Annotated in this window: 18 protein-coding genes; all 18 read right to left on the reverse strand. The window is 37.1% G+C overall.

Going from position 1 to position 16444, the window contains the following annotated elements:
• Positions 1–104: 104 nt before the first annotated feature.
• The gene (locus HCJ45_RS08405) at positions 105–788 is read right to left on the reverse strand and encodes a zinc metallopeptidase (protein WP_187124507.1); all 684 of its coding nucleotides are present in this window, start codon (positions 786–788) and stop codon (positions 105–107) included.
• Between the two features lie 79 nt (positions 789–867).
• Complete coding sequence (gene lhaT / locus HCJ45_RS08410) at positions 868–1464, reverse strand: lipoprotein heptaprenylglyceryl N-acetyltransferase LhaT (RefSeq protein WP_185345261.1); 597 nt, start codon at positions 1462–1464, stop codon at positions 868–870.
• Between the two features lie 80 nt (positions 1465–1544).
• A complete protein-coding gene (locus HCJ45_RS08415) occupies positions 1545–2090 on the reverse strand; it encodes a ReoY family proteolytic degradation factor (protein WP_185345263.1) in 546 nt (181 codons plus the stop codon).
• 34 nt (positions 2091–2124) lie between these two features.
• Positions 2125–3378 carry a tetratricopeptide repeat protein gene (locus HCJ45_RS08420; RefSeq protein WP_187124508.1) on the reverse strand — a complete coding sequence of 418 codons (1254 nt, stop codon included), beginning with the start codon at positions 3376–3378 and terminating at the stop codon, positions 2125–2127.
• A gap of 128 nt (positions 3379–3506) precedes the next feature.
• Positions 3507–4793, reverse strand: a complete 1287-nt coding sequence (gene aroA / locus HCJ45_RS08425) for a 3-phosphoshikimate 1-carboxyvinyltransferase (RefSeq protein WP_187124509.1) — start codon at positions 4791–4793, stop codon at positions 3507–3509.
• Positions 4794–4806: 13 nt separating this feature from the next.
• The gene (locus HCJ45_RS08430; protein ID WP_185380806.1) at positions 4807–5910 is read right to left on the reverse strand and encodes a prephenate dehydrogenase; all 1104 of its coding nucleotides are present in this window, start codon (positions 5908–5910) and stop codon (positions 4807–4809) included.
• Between the two features lie 20 nt (positions 5911–5930).
• Positions 5931–7013 (reverse strand): histidinol-phosphate transaminase, encoded by a 1083-nt coding sequence (hisC, locus tag HCJ45_RS08435; protein ID WP_185397884.1) that lies wholly within the window; start codon positions 7011–7013, stop codon positions 5931–5933.
• Positions 7013–7387: a chorismate mutase gene (aroH, locus tag HCJ45_RS08440; protein WP_187124510.1), complete on the reverse strand. Its 375-nt coding sequence runs from the start codon at positions 7385–7387 to the stop codon at positions 7013–7015. The genes hisC and aroH overlap by 1 nt, the downstream gene beginning before the upstream one ends.
• Positions 7384–8481 carry a 3-dehydroquinate synthase gene (aroB, locus tag HCJ45_RS08445; RefSeq protein WP_187124511.1) on the reverse strand — a complete coding sequence of 366 codons (1098 nt, stop codon included), beginning with the start codon at positions 8479–8481 and terminating at the stop codon, positions 7384–7386. Before aroB ends, aroH begins: the two co-directional genes overlap by 4 nt.
• Positions 8482–8483: 2 nt before the next feature.
• Positions 8484–9650, reverse strand: a complete 1167-nt coding sequence (aroC, locus tag HCJ45_RS08450) for a chorismate synthase (RefSeq protein WP_187124512.1) — start codon at positions 9648–9650, stop codon at positions 8484–8486.
• Between the two features lie 203 nt (positions 9651–9853).
• Positions 9854–10297, reverse strand: coding sequence for a nucleoside-diphosphate kinase (gene ndk, locus HCJ45_RS08455; RefSeq protein ID WP_185345279.1), 444 nt, complete (start codon positions 10295–10297; stop codon positions 9854–9856).
• A 19-nt stretch (positions 10298–10316) separates the two neighbouring features.
• On the reverse strand, positions 10317–11282 hold the full coding sequence (gene hepT / locus HCJ45_RS08460; RefSeq protein ID WP_185345281.1) for a heptaprenyl diphosphate synthase component II: 966 nt from the start codon (positions 11280–11282) through the stop codon (positions 10317–10319).
• A 10-nt stretch (positions 11283–11292) separates the two neighbouring features.
• Positions 11293–12006, reverse strand: a complete 714-nt coding sequence (gene menG, locus HCJ45_RS08465) for a demethylmenaquinone methyltransferase (protein WP_187124513.1) — start codon at positions 12004–12006, stop codon at positions 11293–11295.
• Between the two features lie 22 nt (positions 12007–12028).
• Complete coding sequence (locus HCJ45_RS08470; RefSeq protein ID WP_185345285.1) at positions 12029–12796, reverse strand: heptaprenyl diphosphate synthase component 1; 768 nt, start codon at positions 12794–12796, stop codon at positions 12029–12031.
• A 57-nt stretch (positions 12797–12853) separates the two neighbouring features.
• A complete protein-coding gene (gene folE / locus HCJ45_RS08475; protein WP_185345287.1) occupies positions 12854–13423 on the reverse strand; it encodes a GTP cyclohydrolase I FolE in 570 nt (189 codons plus the stop codon).
• A gap of 227 nt (positions 13424–13650) precedes the next feature.
• Complete coding sequence (locus HCJ45_RS08480) at positions 13651–13926, reverse strand: HU family DNA-binding protein (protein ID WP_003720260.1); 276 nt, start codon at positions 13924–13926, stop codon at positions 13651–13653.
• A 414-nt stretch (positions 13927–14340) separates the two neighbouring features.
• Positions 14341–15321 carry a tyrosine-protein phosphatase gene (locus HCJ45_RS08485; protein ID WP_187124514.1) on the reverse strand — a complete coding sequence of 327 codons (981 nt, stop codon included), beginning with the start codon at positions 15319–15321 and terminating at the stop codon, positions 14341–14343.
• A gap of 103 nt (positions 15322–15424) precedes the next feature.
• Positions 15425–16441 carry an NAD(P)H-dependent glycerol-3-phosphate dehydrogenase gene (locus HCJ45_RS08490; RefSeq protein ID WP_187124515.1) on the reverse strand — a complete coding sequence of 339 codons (1017 nt, stop codon included), beginning with the start codon at positions 16439–16441 and terminating at the stop codon, positions 15425–15427.
• Positions 16442–16444 lie beyond the last annotated feature (3 nt).

The following is a 16444-nucleotide window of genomic DNA, read 5'->3' on the forward strand; positions in this document are numbered from 1 at the left end:
CTTTATTTTTATCCGAACTTAAGTATAGCAAGCATTCCTTTCACTGCCAAGCCTTTTTAACCAAACAAAAACCTGAGAAAAGACTCAGGTTTATGGAAAGTATTCTAATTTCGATTCATATTTGTAAAAATTAGTAGTAATCTTAGAAGTTCAAGTACTGCGACAGCCATTGCTGCAACATAAGTCATTGCGGCTGCACTAAGTACTTTCTTCGCTTGTGGAAGTTCAGATGATGATACAAGTCCGCCGCCCTCTAATTGAACGAGTGCACGCTTACTTGCGTCAAATTCGACAGGTAAGGTAATTAGTTGGAACAATACACCAATTCCCATCAAAACAATTCCAAGTAGCATAAAACCAGGTGCACTAGCTAGCATCCCGATAATTAAGAACACCCACGAAATATTGGAGCTAAACATTGTAACTGGTACAAGTGCTGAACGAAAACGCATAAAGGAGTAATCCTGTTGATCTTGAATTGCGTGGCCTACTTCATGAGCCGCAACCGCTGCCCCTGCAATAGAACGTCCACGGAAATTAGCTTCTGAAAGGAACACTGCTTTCTTTCTAGGATCATAGTGGTCACTTAACACTCCCTTTGTTTCATGTACAGGAACGTTCGTTAATCCATTTGTATCCAAAATTTGACGAGCAACTTCAGCACCAGTCAAACCATTAGCTACAGCAACTTTGGAATATTGGGCATAGGTTGTTTTAACACGAAATTGTGCCCAAAGCGGAATTGCTGCAACAATAATAAAATAAATAATATATTGACCAAATGTCATTTAATCATCTTCCTCCTACTACTTTTTATCAATTGATTACTTTAAGTATAAATTAACCAAGGCCAAGACTCAACCTCTTTCACTCATCATGAGGAAATTCTAATGTACGATGCCCTTTTTTTATGGTTTTATCATATACCATCCATAAAACGATAATAGTTAACCAAAAAGTAGCATAACCAATTTCAGGTAAAAAACTTTCCAGTCCCATATAAATTGGCATTTGTCCAAATAAATAGTCAATCACATCATTATGTAAAACCCAAACAGCTGCTATCATGAAATGGCCTATTCGAAAGCGAAAAAAAGGAGCATATAGAATACCTTCTACTGCCATAAATCCATGTGTGAAAATTAACATCACAGCAGTCCATATTATCATTCCCTGATCCAACATATAAAAAATATTCATGCCAACTGCCCATAAACCATATTTTACTAAACAAACAAAAGCTAGTGCCTCCATTAATGGCCAATGCTTCTTCCCAAGAAAAGCCACAAGTACTAATGTGAAAAATAATATGGCAGTTGGACTATCTGGTACAAAAGCCCAAAAACGAGGTTCTGTAATTTGTAATTGAGGTATATACCATATGTATCCGTAAATTGCCCCTAGTAAATTCCCAAAAAACAATAATCGAATAAAAGCTCGATTTGCGAGTAAACTATTTAACAATCCATCCCACTCCCTAAAAAATCCTAGCATAGCGACTAATGAAACCCCACTTCATTAATTCACTAACTAGGATTCATTCCTTATTCTTTTCCATTATCCATTTGCTGCAAAATTTGAACTAATTGCTGAAAAGTAGCTTCATCACGTTCATCAAGTGCTATATCAATTTTCTCAAGCAACTTTGCTCTTGAAAATTGATGAACAGATTGATAGATAAGTGCATCTGCCATTTCTTTTTCTGCATCTGCTAATTTCACTTTAGTAAATGGATTATCTTCTCGAACGAGCGCATACTCTGGTGAAACAATCGCATCTTCAAAATGAAGTTCGATATACAACTCTTCGTCCCAGTTTAACCGAATATCATGAAATGCTTTTTCTGGGTCAGTTGTCATAATGTTTCCTTTAAAAAATAGGAATGGCTCAGATTCGACACCATGGGCACTAAGCGAAAGCCCTCGTGCACATCCTTCCAAATTATCAACAAAATGAACATATTTTACAATTTGATCATGACCAGCAATATAATTTAAAACCCACATTGCTTCTCTAGTTTTCATCTGGTGTTTATTTAAAAGCCAACGAATAAAATCTTTCTTCTCATCTATTGAAATGGATGCTTTCACCTTTCCTCAGTCCTTTCCCAGTCTTTTTTACTTATTAATCTACTAGTGATAAAATTTCTGTGTCTTCTGGTTCAAGTTCTAGATAATTACGCAATATTTGTTGTGATTTCTCGTGTTCGCCTTCTTCTCTTAAAAACAAACCGTATTCCTTTAAGAATGTTGGGTTATTTGTAAAATGCGGATAAGCTAATTCATAATTTGCTTTTGCTTTATTATATTGTTCTGTTTCCTGATATGCAACACTTACGTCCCAGAAAATTTGTGGTTCAGAAATGACTTCTTCACCGAGACCTTCCACTAGTTCAATAACACCTTCATAGTTTTCACGAGCAAGTAGTAATTTATTAAGTTGCATAATTGCTTCTGAATACTCTTCATCAAGGACGATTGCTTGCCTGAAAAATTCCTCTGCTTCTTCTGGCAAGCGAAGTGTTACTGCAAGTTTCCCTGCCTCTAAAAACAGCTCTTTATTAAATTCATCCTGACTTAAGCCATCTTTTAAAACCTCGATTGCTTTTTCAGGCTCGCCGTTTTCCTCATAGCTTTTTGCCAAATAAGAATAAAGAGTTGAGTATGCCGGATCATGCTCTCGTAAATGTTCAAGGGCATGGATAGCTTTTGTATAATCCTTCGCTTGAAATGCCGTTAACCCCATACCAAACAAGGTATCAACAGATTCTTTATCTTCCAAAGCGCGTTCATAATAAGGTAGTGCTTCTTCAAAAGCTCCACTTGCAGCAAAAGCTTCTGCAATTCGTTCATATACAGAAACCGCTCCATTAGCAATAATTGTTAAACCTGCTTCCACCGCTGTTTGATACGACTGAACAGCAGAGGCAAATCTTGCTTGAGATAAATAATACTCACCTAAAGCAAAATCAATAATCGGCTCATTAGCAGCAATTTGTTTTGCTTCGATTAGTTTTTGCTCACTTACCTCAAATAAACCTTGCATTTGATAAAGATCTGCTAGTACCAATAAACTTTCCACATATGCTTCATCTTTTTTGTTCACTTTTTCTAAATAATCTTGTGCAGAATCCAGATCATCTTTTTCGAGTGCTACTTCTGCTGCACGAACAAGTAACTCTCCTTCATCCTTATATTTAGCTAAAAGTAATTCATATAAATCTTCCGTTTCATCTAAAAATCCTAATGCAAATAATTCTTCTGCTAAAAAAAACTGTTCTTCATCTGTTCCCGCTTGTACTACTTCATCAAAATACTTCTTCGCAAGCGCCATATCTTCATGCTCTAACGCATGTAACATTTTATTAGCTAATTCCATTTCTGCACCTTCTTTAATAATAAGTCGTTTTTCTATTATACCATTACTTTCTCAATAAGAAAAAGTGATTGCCTCACCTAAAAAAAACCAGTACTGATATATCTAGCGATCAGCACTGGTAGTCATTATTATTTTAAAAGTGAACGAATATCTTCAAAAAAGGTCGGATACGAAACAGAAACTGCTTCTGCACGCTCTAATTCCACATCTCCTTCTTCAACAAGAAGTGCAGCGATTTGAAGCATCATTCCGATACGATGATCGCCGTAACTTGTCACATTGGCTGCATGAAGTGGCGTTTTTCCGCGAATAATTAAGCCATCTTCAGTTGGAGTAATATCTGCTCCCATTTTGTTTAGTTCATTGGCAACTGCGTCAATTCGATTAGTTTCTTTTACTTTCAATTCAGCTGCATCTTTTATGATAGTTGTTCCTTCTGCTTGTGTTGCTAAAAGAGCGATAACAGGAATTTCGTCAATTAGACGAGGAATAATATCCCCACCAATTTCTGTTCCTTTTAGTTTGCTGGATTTCACCACAACAGTGCCTGCTAACTTCCCAGTACTTCTGCTGGAATCTTTTACAATTAAACTCCCGCCCATTTGTTCTACCACATCAAAAATCCCTGTTCTAGTCGGATTTAGACCAACATGAGTTAGTTCAATTTCACTGTTTGGTGCAATTAAGCCTGCCACAATAAAGAAAGCGGCCGAAGAAACATCTCCTGGGACAGTCATTTCCTGCCCAATAAATCGTTGACCGCCTTTAACACGAATGGTTAGACCTTCCATTTCAATTTCACCGCCAAATTGACGAATCATGTGTTCTGTATGATCACGTGTTTTTTCTTTCTCATGGATAATCGTTTCACCTTCTGCTTGCAATGCTGCAAAAATAATTGCACTTTTTACTTGTGCACTAGCAACTGGCATATGATATTCCATTCGTTTCAATGATTGGTTACCTGTAATTGTTATTGGGGCAAATTCAGAACCATCTTTACCATGCATTTTTGCCCCCATTTGTTGTAGGGGTAACATAACACGATTCATCGGACGTTTTGCAATGGACTCGTCGCCCAAAATAACAGTATCAAAATCTCGTCCAGCTAAAATCCCCATCATCAAACGAATGGTTGTTCCGGAGTTACCAATATCAAGAGCGCCATCTGCTTGTTTTAAACCATCAAATCCAGCACCATGAACAATAATTTCTTCCTCGGTTTCTTCAATTTTCACACCTAATGATTTAAAAGCCTTAATAGTTCCAAGGCAATCATCGGCACGTAAGAAATGACGAATGACCGTTTTTCCTTCTGCAATTGCCCCAAACATAATGCTGCGATGGGACATTGATTTATCTCCAGGAACTGTAATTTCACCAACCAGCCCTTGTTTATTTGTAATTAATTTCATCGTCATTTCTCTCCTATTCGTAATGGCATGTATAGTTACTTCTAGTTTCAATACAACGCTTCGCTCGGTCCCTGTCTTCGTCTGATTGGAAAGTAATTTGTAACACACCAAAAATATCTTCCCGAGTTTCCAAAATCTTGATATTGGTTAAACTAATTTCTTCTTCGCCTAAATATCTTGTCACCTCAGAGATAACCCCTGGATAATCTGGTACATCGACAAATAAATCGTAAAAAGATGGTATCGCGCCACCTTGATGAACGGGAAGTGAATCTCGAAATTCTTTTGCTCCATCAAAAAAAGCATAAATCGAATGACTATCTTCACTTTCGAGCATTTCCAGCGCTTGATTCATGCTATCTCGCCAAATCGTCAGCTGTTTTATTAATGTCTTTTGGTTACTAATAGAAATATCTGTCCACATTCTTGGATCTGAAGAAGCGACCCGGGTAATATCACGAAACCCGCCTGCTGCTAGTCGGAATGCAGCAGGATGTTCTTCAGTAAAACGTTGCGTTTGATTAACTAAAGCTGCCGCAACAATATGGGGTAAATGACTTAGCATTCCTGTAATTTCATCATGTTCGTTTGGCGATAATACTAAAAATTTAGCATTCGTCCCTGAAAGCCAATTTTTTAGATTAATCACTTTATCCTCTGGCACGTCATTCGTTGGTGTTAACAAATAATAAGCATTTTCAAATAAAAGTTCTTTTGCCGCTCGGACACCACTTTTATGTGAACCTGCCATTGGATGCCCACCAATAAATGTTATTCCACTTTCCCTAAGTACGGCGGATGCTTCCATTATGGTTCCTTTTGTACTTCCTGTATCCGTTACAATAACATTTTTCTTTAAACGAAGCCCTGGTAATCGCGTTAATAATTGTTCCGTTTCTTTTACCGGGCAACAAAAAATAAGTAAATCTGCTTTTGGTCCATCTATTAAAATACTTTCGCCAATTTCATCTATGACTCCTAGAGACTTTCCAACTTCTAACGTATGATAGGAAACGTCTATTCCAATGATATGCGCTTCTGGATGTTTGGCTTTAATCGCAAGGGCAATAGAACCGCCAATTAACCCAAGACCAACAATAACTACCGTCCCCTTCATTCAAAAACGCCTCCAAATACTTACAATAATTTTTCTAAAAGGGCAATAACTGCACTATTTTCTTCTTCTGTTCCAATCGTAATTCGAACAGCTTCTTTGAAACCAAGCGCTGCACCAGAACGTGTAATATAGCCATTTTTTTCTAAATAGCTAAAAATAGTTCCTGCATCAATTCCTAAGTCTATTAAAACAAAATTCCCATTTGCTGGATATAATTTTACCTTTTCAAAACGTTTAGCAAAGGCTTCGTATTGTTTAATTCCTTTTGCATTAGAAATTCGGCATGCTTCAATAAAAGCTTGATCTTTTATTGCTTCGATTGCTAATTTTTGCCCCATACTTGTTGTATTAAATGGTGGGCGGACAATATTCAGTTGGTTGATGATTTCTTTATCTGCAATACCATAACCAACACGTGCGCTAGCCAAACCATAAATTTTACTAAAAGTTCGAGTAATGATTAAATTTTTATAAGTACGAATCCATTGTTCATGTTTTTCAGGTTGAGGAGTTACGTATTCTATATATGCTTCATCCAAAACAACCAGCACATCGCTAGGTACTTTAGCTAAAAATGCTTGTAAATCCGCTAATTCAATGTAATTGCCTGTGGGATTATTGGGATTACAAACCCAGACAATGGTTGTTTTTTCATCAATTGCAGCTAGCATACCTTCTAAATTATGTGCGCCATCCGCAAGAAGGGGAATTTCCCTGACTTCGGCTCCTTCAATGAAAGCATTTTGGCGATACTGCACAAAGGTTGGTGCTGCCATAACTGTATTAGTTGTATTATCAAGCAAAACCCGCGTTAACAATTCAATTAATTCATCTACCCCAGCTGTAAAAATTAATTCCTCTTCTTCTAATTGATAAAAATCAGCTACTTCTTTTCGTAAGTTAGCAGCCCAACCATCTGGATAAATTTCTGTTTCCACATTGGAATTTGCTTGCAAAGCTGCCACTTTTGGCGAAGTACCTAGTGGATTTTCATTGGATGATAGTTTGGTGATTTTTGTTAAACCAAGTTCTGCCATCACTTCTTCTTCACGTTTCCCAGGTTTATAAGAAGATAGACCTGTAAGTGATTTTTTCCATTTCATTACGCATCCTCCTCTTTCACTAAATCTGGGCGCAATACTTTTGCTCCACGTAAATACACATGATTAATTGCTTCAAGTGGCTTATGTAATTCCGTAAATACCATAAAGCGAATACACATTGGAAGCGAACCCGGCACTGGAATTTCTTGCATCCCCATGACTGGAACAAATTCAAAACCAGGTGTTTCACGTACTGCCTTCGCTGGAAAAGCCGCAAAAATATCTTCAGTTACTGTAATAATAACCGAAGTAAGTTGCTCACTATCCACTATTCCATTTTGAGTTAAAACTTCTGCAAATAATTGTTTTGTTGCTGTATAAATTTCTTCCGGCGTATTGTTTTCTATTGTTGTTGCACCACGAATCGCTCTCAAAATTTATCCCCTCCATTTCGCATCACGTTTTTGTATGTTTTCAAAATCAACTCATCTTCTGCTTTATAAATAACTGGTTTTCCAATTTCTGCTAGTAAAACCATGCTTATTTCATTAAAAGTAGTTTTCTTATCATGACGCATATTTTCCAATATTTTACTAAAAGGGACTGTTATATCAAAAACAGTATCATAACCCAAATTTGCTAACCAGCTTTTAAATTCTGCTAAATCAAAATCCAGTCCGTAAACTGTCTCACTCATCGTTAATGCATAAATCATCCCATAAGTAATCGCCTCACCGTGAAGCCATTTGCCAAAGTTACCATAAGCTTCTAAGGCATGACCAAACGTGTGGCCAAAATTTAAATAAGCGCGTACTCCTTGCTCCGTTTCATCTTGAGCAACAATATTCGCTTTAATTTCAATTCCGCGCTGTAAAAATGGCGTTAAATCTTTCGTATAAAAGTCTTTTGGTTCTGTAAAAGTATCCATTAATGCGCGAAGTAATGTATGGTCGCTAATAAGGGCATGTTTTATCATTTCAGCAAAACCAGAGCGCATTTCTCGTTCAGGTAAAGTAGCAAAAAACTGCGTATCATAAATAACCGCTTCTGGTTGGTAAAAGTTGCCAATCATATTTTTGCCCAATGGATGATTAATCGCAACCTTGCCACCAACCGCACTATCATGAGCAAGAACCGTTGTAGGAACTTGGTAAAATGGAATGCCTCTCATATATGTAGCAGCAACAAAACCACCTAAATCACCAATTACTCCCCCTCCAAAAGCAATTAAAACCGCCTTACGATCAAGGCCAGTTTCAATCATTTTTGTCATGACGTCTTCATAAACAGCAAATGTTTTCGCTTCTTCCCCATTTGGCGTCACATAATACGTCACTTCCGGCAAATCAGCAAGCACTTTGTCAAGTTTCGCTTTATGAAGTTTTGACACGTGTTCATCTGTTAAGACAAACACGTGAGAATACTTCACTAGACTTTGTGACCATTTTTCTTGCACATCAAGTAAGGCAGATTCATTAATATATACTGGGTATGTTTTACTTTTAGCACGGACTGTAATTTCTGGCATGATTAAAACTCCTTCGTTAAGTTTCGATGTTCCTCCACATGTTTTTTAAGTGTATCAAAACGGTCACCATCAAATTTTTCTAACACAGCCACTGCTACTTCCCAAGCAACAACAGCCTCGGCTACTACGCTTGCTGCAGGTACTGCACAACTATCCGAACGCTCCACACTTGCATTAAAGGTTTCTTTTGAATCAATATCCACACTTTGAAGCGGTTTATATAAAGTTGGAATTGGCTTCATTACGCCGCGAACAACGATTGGCATACCATTTGTCATTCCGCCTTCAAAACCTCCCAGATTATTTGTCCGTCTTGTATAACCCTCTTCTTTACTCCATAAAATTTCATCCATTACTTCGCTTCCTGGTTTTCTCGCAGCTTCAAAACCAACACCGAATTCAGCGCCTTTAAAAGCATTTATACTTACAATCGCACGGGCAATTTTCGCATCTAATTTTTTATCCCATTGTACATAGCTACCAAGGCCAGCAGGTACGCCGCCAACAACTACTTCGACAATTCCGCCAATGGTATCGCCATTTTTCTTTGCATCATCAATTTTTTGCATCATTTCTGCTGCTGCTTCCTCGTCTAAACAACGAACGGGTGACGCCTCTGAAGTGTCTTGAATTTCTGTAACGGAATAGTCACGAGTCAAATTCGCTCTAGTTCCACCAATTTCAAGAACATGACCTGCAACTTCAATTCCAAGTTCATGTAATAGTTTTTTAGCAACTGCTCCTGCTGCAACGCGGACAGTTGTTTCTCGTGCACTAGAACGTTCCAACACATTACGCATATCATTATGACCATATTTCATGCCACCAACTAAATCCGCATGTCCAGGACGAGGACGAGATACACGACGAGATTTTTCATTTTTTTCTGGAACTGGTTCAATGCTCATAACTGTTTCCCAATGTTTCCAGTCTTTATTTTCAACAAACATTGCTACAGGAGCGCCTAGGGTTTTACCATGACGAATACCCGCTGTAATTTGTACTTGGTCTTTTTCAATACGCATACGAGCTCCACGGCCATGACCACCTTGCCGTCTTTTTAGTTCTTTATTTATATCTTCTGCAAGTAGGGGCACCCCTGCTGGCAATCCTTCAATAATAGTTGTAAGCCCTGGTCCATGTGATTCTCCTGCCGTTAAGTATCTCATTTCAACAACTCTCCTTTTTCTATTTAAGCTAGGTATTCTAGCGTTAATATTTTAGCGCTTTAAAGTATATGTGTAATATCTTAACATATGCCTAGCAAGAACACAATACTTTAATCTCATTCTATTATCATATCAAAAAAACGCGCCAAATGGTAATTTCTCTATAAAATAAGAGCCTAGGTTTCCCTAAACTCTTGTTAGTTTTAAATCCAAGTATCTACTGCCTTTTCATAGCTTAAAATTTCATTTGGTGCAAAAAACAGCTGAATTTCTCGTTTTGCACTTTCTGGGCTATCAGAACCGTGAATTACATTTCTATTCGTATGTATCGCATAATCCGCGCGAATCGTTCCAGGGTCTGCTTCTGATGGATTGGTTTTCCCCATCATTCGTCGCGCTATTTTAATGACATCATCTCCTTCTAAAACCATCGCAAATACTGGTCCAGAAGTGATAAATCCAATTAAATCTTCAAAAAAAGGCTTTCCAATATGTTCAGCATAATGCTGTTCTGCTAAATTTCGGTCGATTTGAATTAATTTTGCAGCTACTAATTTTATTCCTTTTTTTTCTATCTTTGCTACAATTTCTCCAATAAGTCCTCGTTCCACACCATCCGGTTTAACCATTACATAAGTTTGTTCCATTATAGAATCCTCCCTCACGTTAATAATTTCTTTTATCTAAAACACGAACGATTTGCTTCAGTGGTTTTAACTCAGGAACTTGTGGTAAAGAATCCAGTGTTGCAACAGCTTTTTTTAAGTAAGCTGTAGCGACATCTTCTGCTTTTTTTGCTCCTGATTTTTTTACTTCTTCTACTAAAGCGGCAATTTCTTCTGCTGGTGTTTCCTCGGTTACTTGGCTAATTCGTTTTTTAAGAAAAGGATCTTCCATTGCAAAAAATACAGGTAACGTCACATTTCCTTGTCTCAAATCTTCTCCAGCTGGTTTACCAAGTTCTTTTTCTGTGCCAACAAAATCAAGTACATCATCCGTAATTTGAAACGCCATTCCAACATAGTAACCAAACTGATATAGTTTTTGGTAGTCGGTTTTGGATTGTCCTGAAACGATACCGCCAAGACCGCAACTAGCTGCTATCAAAAGCGCTGTCTTCCGTTTAATACGCCGTAAATAATTTCGCACACTTTGATCAAAATTATATTTATCTTTTAGTTGTTCAATCTCACCAGTGGATAGCTCTACAGTAACATGTGATAACATTTTATGAGCAGCCACATCTTTAATTTCCGTCATATATTCTAATGATTTAGCAAAAAGAAAATCACCAGTATACATTGCGATATGGTTTCCCCACTTAGATTTAATTGTTTCACGTCCACGTCTTAAGTCCGCATCATCCACGACATCATCATGAACAATCGAAGCCATATGAATCAATTCAATCGCTACACTGGCATCTCTAACCAATTCAAAATCTGCATTTGTCGCAAGTCGTGCAGATAGGCAGACAAACATCGGTCTAATCCGTTTGCCTCCTGCTTCTAACAAATGTAGTGCTGCATCAGAAGTCGTTTCAGCAGCTGCACCAGAAAGAGCTTTTTTTAGTTCCTTTTCCACTATATCAATGTCTTTTTGCATATTTGTGTATAAAAAGTTAAGTTTCATGCTTGCCACCTTATTGTTCCTTCTTTTTAAATCCAAAGTGAGTTGCACTTGCCCCGCCACTATGTGAAATATACCTTACATAAGAAAATCCAGCTTCTTGAAACATTTCTGCAAGCTTTGCCATTCCTGGAAATTCTCGTGTTGACTCTTGTAACCAGCTATATTCTTTATAACTTTTCGCAAAAAACTTTCCAAAAACAGGCATTACATAGCGAAAATATGCATTAAATACTTGTTTCCAGCCTGGGATATTCGGCTGTGATGTATCAATACACGCCAGCTGTCCGCCAGGTTTTAAAACTCGGTACATCTCACGGAGAACCTGCATATAATCTGGTACATTTCGTAGCCCAAATCCGATAGTTACATAATCAAAACTATTATCTGGAAATGGTAAACTCATCGCATTTCCATGAATTAGTTCGACATTATGCAAATCTGCTTCTTGCACTTTTTCACGTCCAACAGCGAGCATACTCTCACTAAAATCAAGGCCAGTAACATGACCTTCTGAACCGATTTCCTCTGCCATCATAATCGACCAGTCTGCTGTCCCACAACAAACATCCAAGACATTTGTTCCTTTTTGAACGCGCATTAGTTTCATTGTTTCTTTGCGCCATTTCACATGAAGTTTAAAACTAATGACACTATTCATTCGGTCATAACTTGGAGAAATTTTCTCAAATACTTTATGTACTTTTTCTTCTTTCGTTTCCGTCATATCCCGAATCTCCTTTTATTTATCAGTCGTTTAAAACCTCGACAATTCGTTTTTCTAATATATTCGAAAGTGGTTCAGCGCGTTCTTTCAAGCTTTCCACTTCTTGTTTCACATCATTAATAATTTCCTCTAACCAGCTTTCAAAATTACTAACTGCTTTTTTGGCAAAATAACCATGTTCAAATGCCCGTTTAAGTCTAGATACTCCAGTTTCTTTATATAAATTAAGTTCCATTTGTAATCTTTTAAGTAAGAAAAACTGACAACCGAGTGAAATAAACGTTTGCTCTTTCATAAAGTATTTCGCAAATTTAGAAAAAATAGCTGCGTTTGTTAAAGCTAGTTGAGTAAGGTATTCTTCATCTGTCGCAACATGCAATTGATAAATATTCGTTTTAGCTGTATTGGTTTCTTGCACTCCACTTTGCAATGCGCGTAGCAAAGGAATCATTTCAAGTTCAGCAAGTGTTCGGTAGTAAAGCGCGCTATAAAAATCACCGGCAAGAACCGTTAACTCTTGCTCTTTACGCGTCATCTGAACTACATCATCTGGTTCATCAATTTTTTCATGGGTATCATGTGCTAAAATCATGTAAAGCGTTGCACTAACTACCCGATATGCAGAAACATCAGTCAAATCGGAGCCGGAAATTGCTTCATGAAGAAAAAGCATTTGATCTTTATCCATTTGTCCGCCTTCATTATTCTCTTGTAAATACTGATAGACTGCCTGTTCATGCACCAATTGTTCCACTTCCTTTAGCCCAGCCTTCTTTGCCTGATAAGTCATCTAAAAATCCCCTTTAAATCTCCTTATTAGTAAAATAAATTATACCATAAAGGATGCTTAATTATGCTTAATTAAAGCCAAAACTTCACTTCTAAGCTTATCGTCATTTCTAAAAGCACCTCGTACTGCGCTTGTTATCGTTTTTGTTCCTGGTTTATTTACACCACGAATTGTCATACACATATGTTCTGCTTCCATAATTACCATGACTCCTAGTGGTTTTAATTTGTCCATCATAATTTCTGCTACAGTGGTTGTAATACGCTCTTGAAGTTGCGGACGTTTACTAACATCATCTACAACACGAGCTAACTTACTTAATCCAGCAACTCGCCCTTTTTGCGGTAAATAAGCTACATGAGCTACGCCAAAAAAAGGAACAAGATGATGCTCACACATAGAGGAAAAACGAATATCTTTTACAAGTACTAATTCTTCATGTTGCTCTTCAAAAATAGTATTAAAATGAACAGATGGATCTTTTTTTAGTCCAGCAAAAACTTCTTCATACATCCGCGCAACTCGCATTGGTGTATCTTTTAAGCCTTCACGTTCAGGATTCTCTCCCACTGCTTCTAAAATAACTTTCACTGCATCTGCAATCTTTTGTTTGTCTATTTGCTCCATCCTTAATTCCCCTATCTTTTTAGCATTTATATACCTTGTATATCTTAACACAGCCGAACTTCAAGGTAAATTTAATTTGCTTAAATTTGTGATTTTCATCGGGGTTTTATTCGTTTTGTTAACTATATTCCCTATTTTACAAGCAGAAAAACGCATAAAAAAAACTAGCCTAGCTTAATTATAAAATTAAGGCCAGACTAGAGTTATGCTTAAAAAGTCTATGTAACTTATTTAACAGCTTCTTTAAGCGCTTTACCAGGTTTGAACGCTGGTACTTTACTTGCAGGGATGTCGATTTCTTCTTTAGTACGAGGGTTACGGCCTTTACGGGCAGCACGTTCACGTACTTCAAAGTTACCAAATCCGATTAATTGAACTTTTTCACCTTTAGATAAAGAAGTTTGAATAGTTTCGAATACAGCTTCAACTGCTTTCGCTGCGTCTTTTTTAGAAAGATCAGCTAATTCAGCAACACTGTTTACTAAATCAGTTTTATTTGCCATTGTGTTTTTCACCTCCTTCACAGAATTCTACAAAATAAGCAGGTCCATATGGATGCCTGTATTTCTCTTTTTTTTCCAAAAACAAAATGTGATTTTGGAATTTCAGGAGAATAATGACTGAAATGGCTTAAATACAAGCCTTAACAGTAATTCTGATAAAAGATTATCACATAATCCCAGTAACTGCAAGGGATAATGCCAAACTGACACTGTTTCTTAACATTTCCAGCTAGTTATCTTTTCTCTCATAGCTTGAAAACGTGATAGTATCAACCTGTTATCCATTATACTAACTGGGAAATCACAGAATAGCAAGCGATACCACTATAAAATACTAAAATAGTTCTTTTTTCATAAAATTATGCGTAAATTAGTTGCTATTACCTGACAACTATGGGTTTCTACGCCTAGTTTTCACTCTAATAATATTTGTTGAAGCTTTGCCTTTTCTTCTGCGGTAATTCCAATTCCAATCTCTAAATAATTTTCCACAGAACCAAACTGCTTTTTCATTTCATCAAAAGCAATTTCTAAGTATGCTGGACGAGCTTCTGCCATAGGTCGAAACGTTTCTAAATCAATTTTTTCTGTAGAATTAGAAAATAGCGACACTATACCTCCCATTTCTTCTAAAATAGCATCTTGATAGCGATTAGTGATAGCATAGTCTGCGAAAATTGTTTTTTCAGGCACATCTAGTAATGTTAATAATAATGCCCCTAAAACGCCTGTACGGTCCTTTCCTGCTGTACAATGAAAGACAAACGGCAAACCAGCTTTGGCGTCATTTAAAATTTCATTAAAAATCTCTTTAAAACCATCAACTGACTGAACAAAAACACGATAACTCTCTCCCATTAAAGGTTCATAGATAGTTTTATCTGCCAATTCCGGTATTTTCGTCTGTTCGTTTTTGGCAGTTCCAATTGGAATATGTTTGTTTAGCACACCGGCAATTTCAGGAGTTGGCTGTGCTGCTACTTCCGAACTGCTTCGTAAATCACAAATCCATTTAATATGTAATTTTTGAATTAAGTCTATATCCGACTTATTAATATTTACTAAATTGGCAGAGCGATATAGCTGTCCCCAGCGAACATGTTTACCATTTTTGGATTGATAGCCACCCATATCACGAAAGTTAAAAACACTTTCAGTCGGTAAAATTCGCTCTGAAATTACTTTTTTCCGCCCATTTGGTTGCTGTAAAAAGAAATAAACTGGCACATTTTTTGTTGTATATGTATAGTGGTTTATACTATCTGTTACTTTCAAAACAGGCTTTGCATCATCGTTTAAGATAGGACTATCGCTAACAAAAATCAATGTGTCTTTGCTTATTTCTTCTTGCTTCCAATTCAGTGTAATAGAATTATTCCCACGATTAATTTCCATATTTCCACCCCTATTTTTGTACTAATTCATTCTTCTTGTTCATTTTAGCACAACTAATAAAAAAAGAACTAAAATAAGCAAATGCCTATTTTAGCTCTCTCGTTTAAAATGATTCTTTTTCGATTTTCTTTTTGCGACCCATTAATAAATCTACTGCTTCACGCGCATCTTTATTTTCAAATAATATCGCATAAATGGATTCTGTAATCGGCATATCAATCTCTAGTTTTTCAGCCCAGCCATGTACTGCTTTGGCGGTTCGAACACCTTCAACGACCATACCCATTTTTTCTAATACTTCCTCTAAGTTCTCACCTTTACCAAGCATATTACCAGCACGCCAGTTACGTGAATGCACACTCGTACAAGTAACGATTAAATCACCAATTCCAGTTAAGCCATAAAAGGTTTGGGGATTAGAGCCCACAGCAACGCCGAGACGAGTGATTTCTGCCATCCCTCTTGTCATTAGGGCTGCCTTCGCATTATCGCCGTAGCCAAGCCCATCAGAGATCCCAGCGCCCAGTGCGATAATGTTTTTAAGTGCGCCACCAATTTCTGCACCGATAACATCATCATTTGTATAAATTCGTAAATTATTATTAATAAAACGATCCTGTACAATTTCTGCTGCTGTTAAATCTTTACAACTTGCACAAAGCGTTGTTGGATGACGTAGCGCAACTTCTTCTGCATGACTTGGCCCCGAAAGAACAACTAGTGCTTTTCGTTTAGCTGCATCTACTTCTTCTTCAATTACTTCAGACATCCGTAAATTAGTATCTGGTTCAATACCTTTACTTACATGTACTAAAATAGTTGGTTCTTTAAGCGCTTCGTTTAGCTGCTTACAAACCACACGCATTGCATTTGTTGGAATAGCGATAACGACTATTTCAGCACCGTCTATTGCTTCATCTAGTGATAAAGTCGCTTTAACTTCTGTTGGTAAAATAATATCTGGTAAATAGTGACTATTCGTGTGCGATTCATTAATTTCATTCACAATTTTATCTAAGTTTCCCCAAATAACAGGTTGATGATGATTATCAGCAAGGACAAGCGCAAGGCCAGTTCCCCAGCTTCCAGCGCCGAGAATAGCTACTTTTTTAGGTGTCATTTA

Origin of the sequence: Listeria immobilis, assembly GCF_014322845.1 — a bacterium.
Taxonomy (GTDB): Bacteria; Bacillota; Bacilli; order Lactobacillales; family Listeriaceae; genus Listeria; species Listeria immobilis.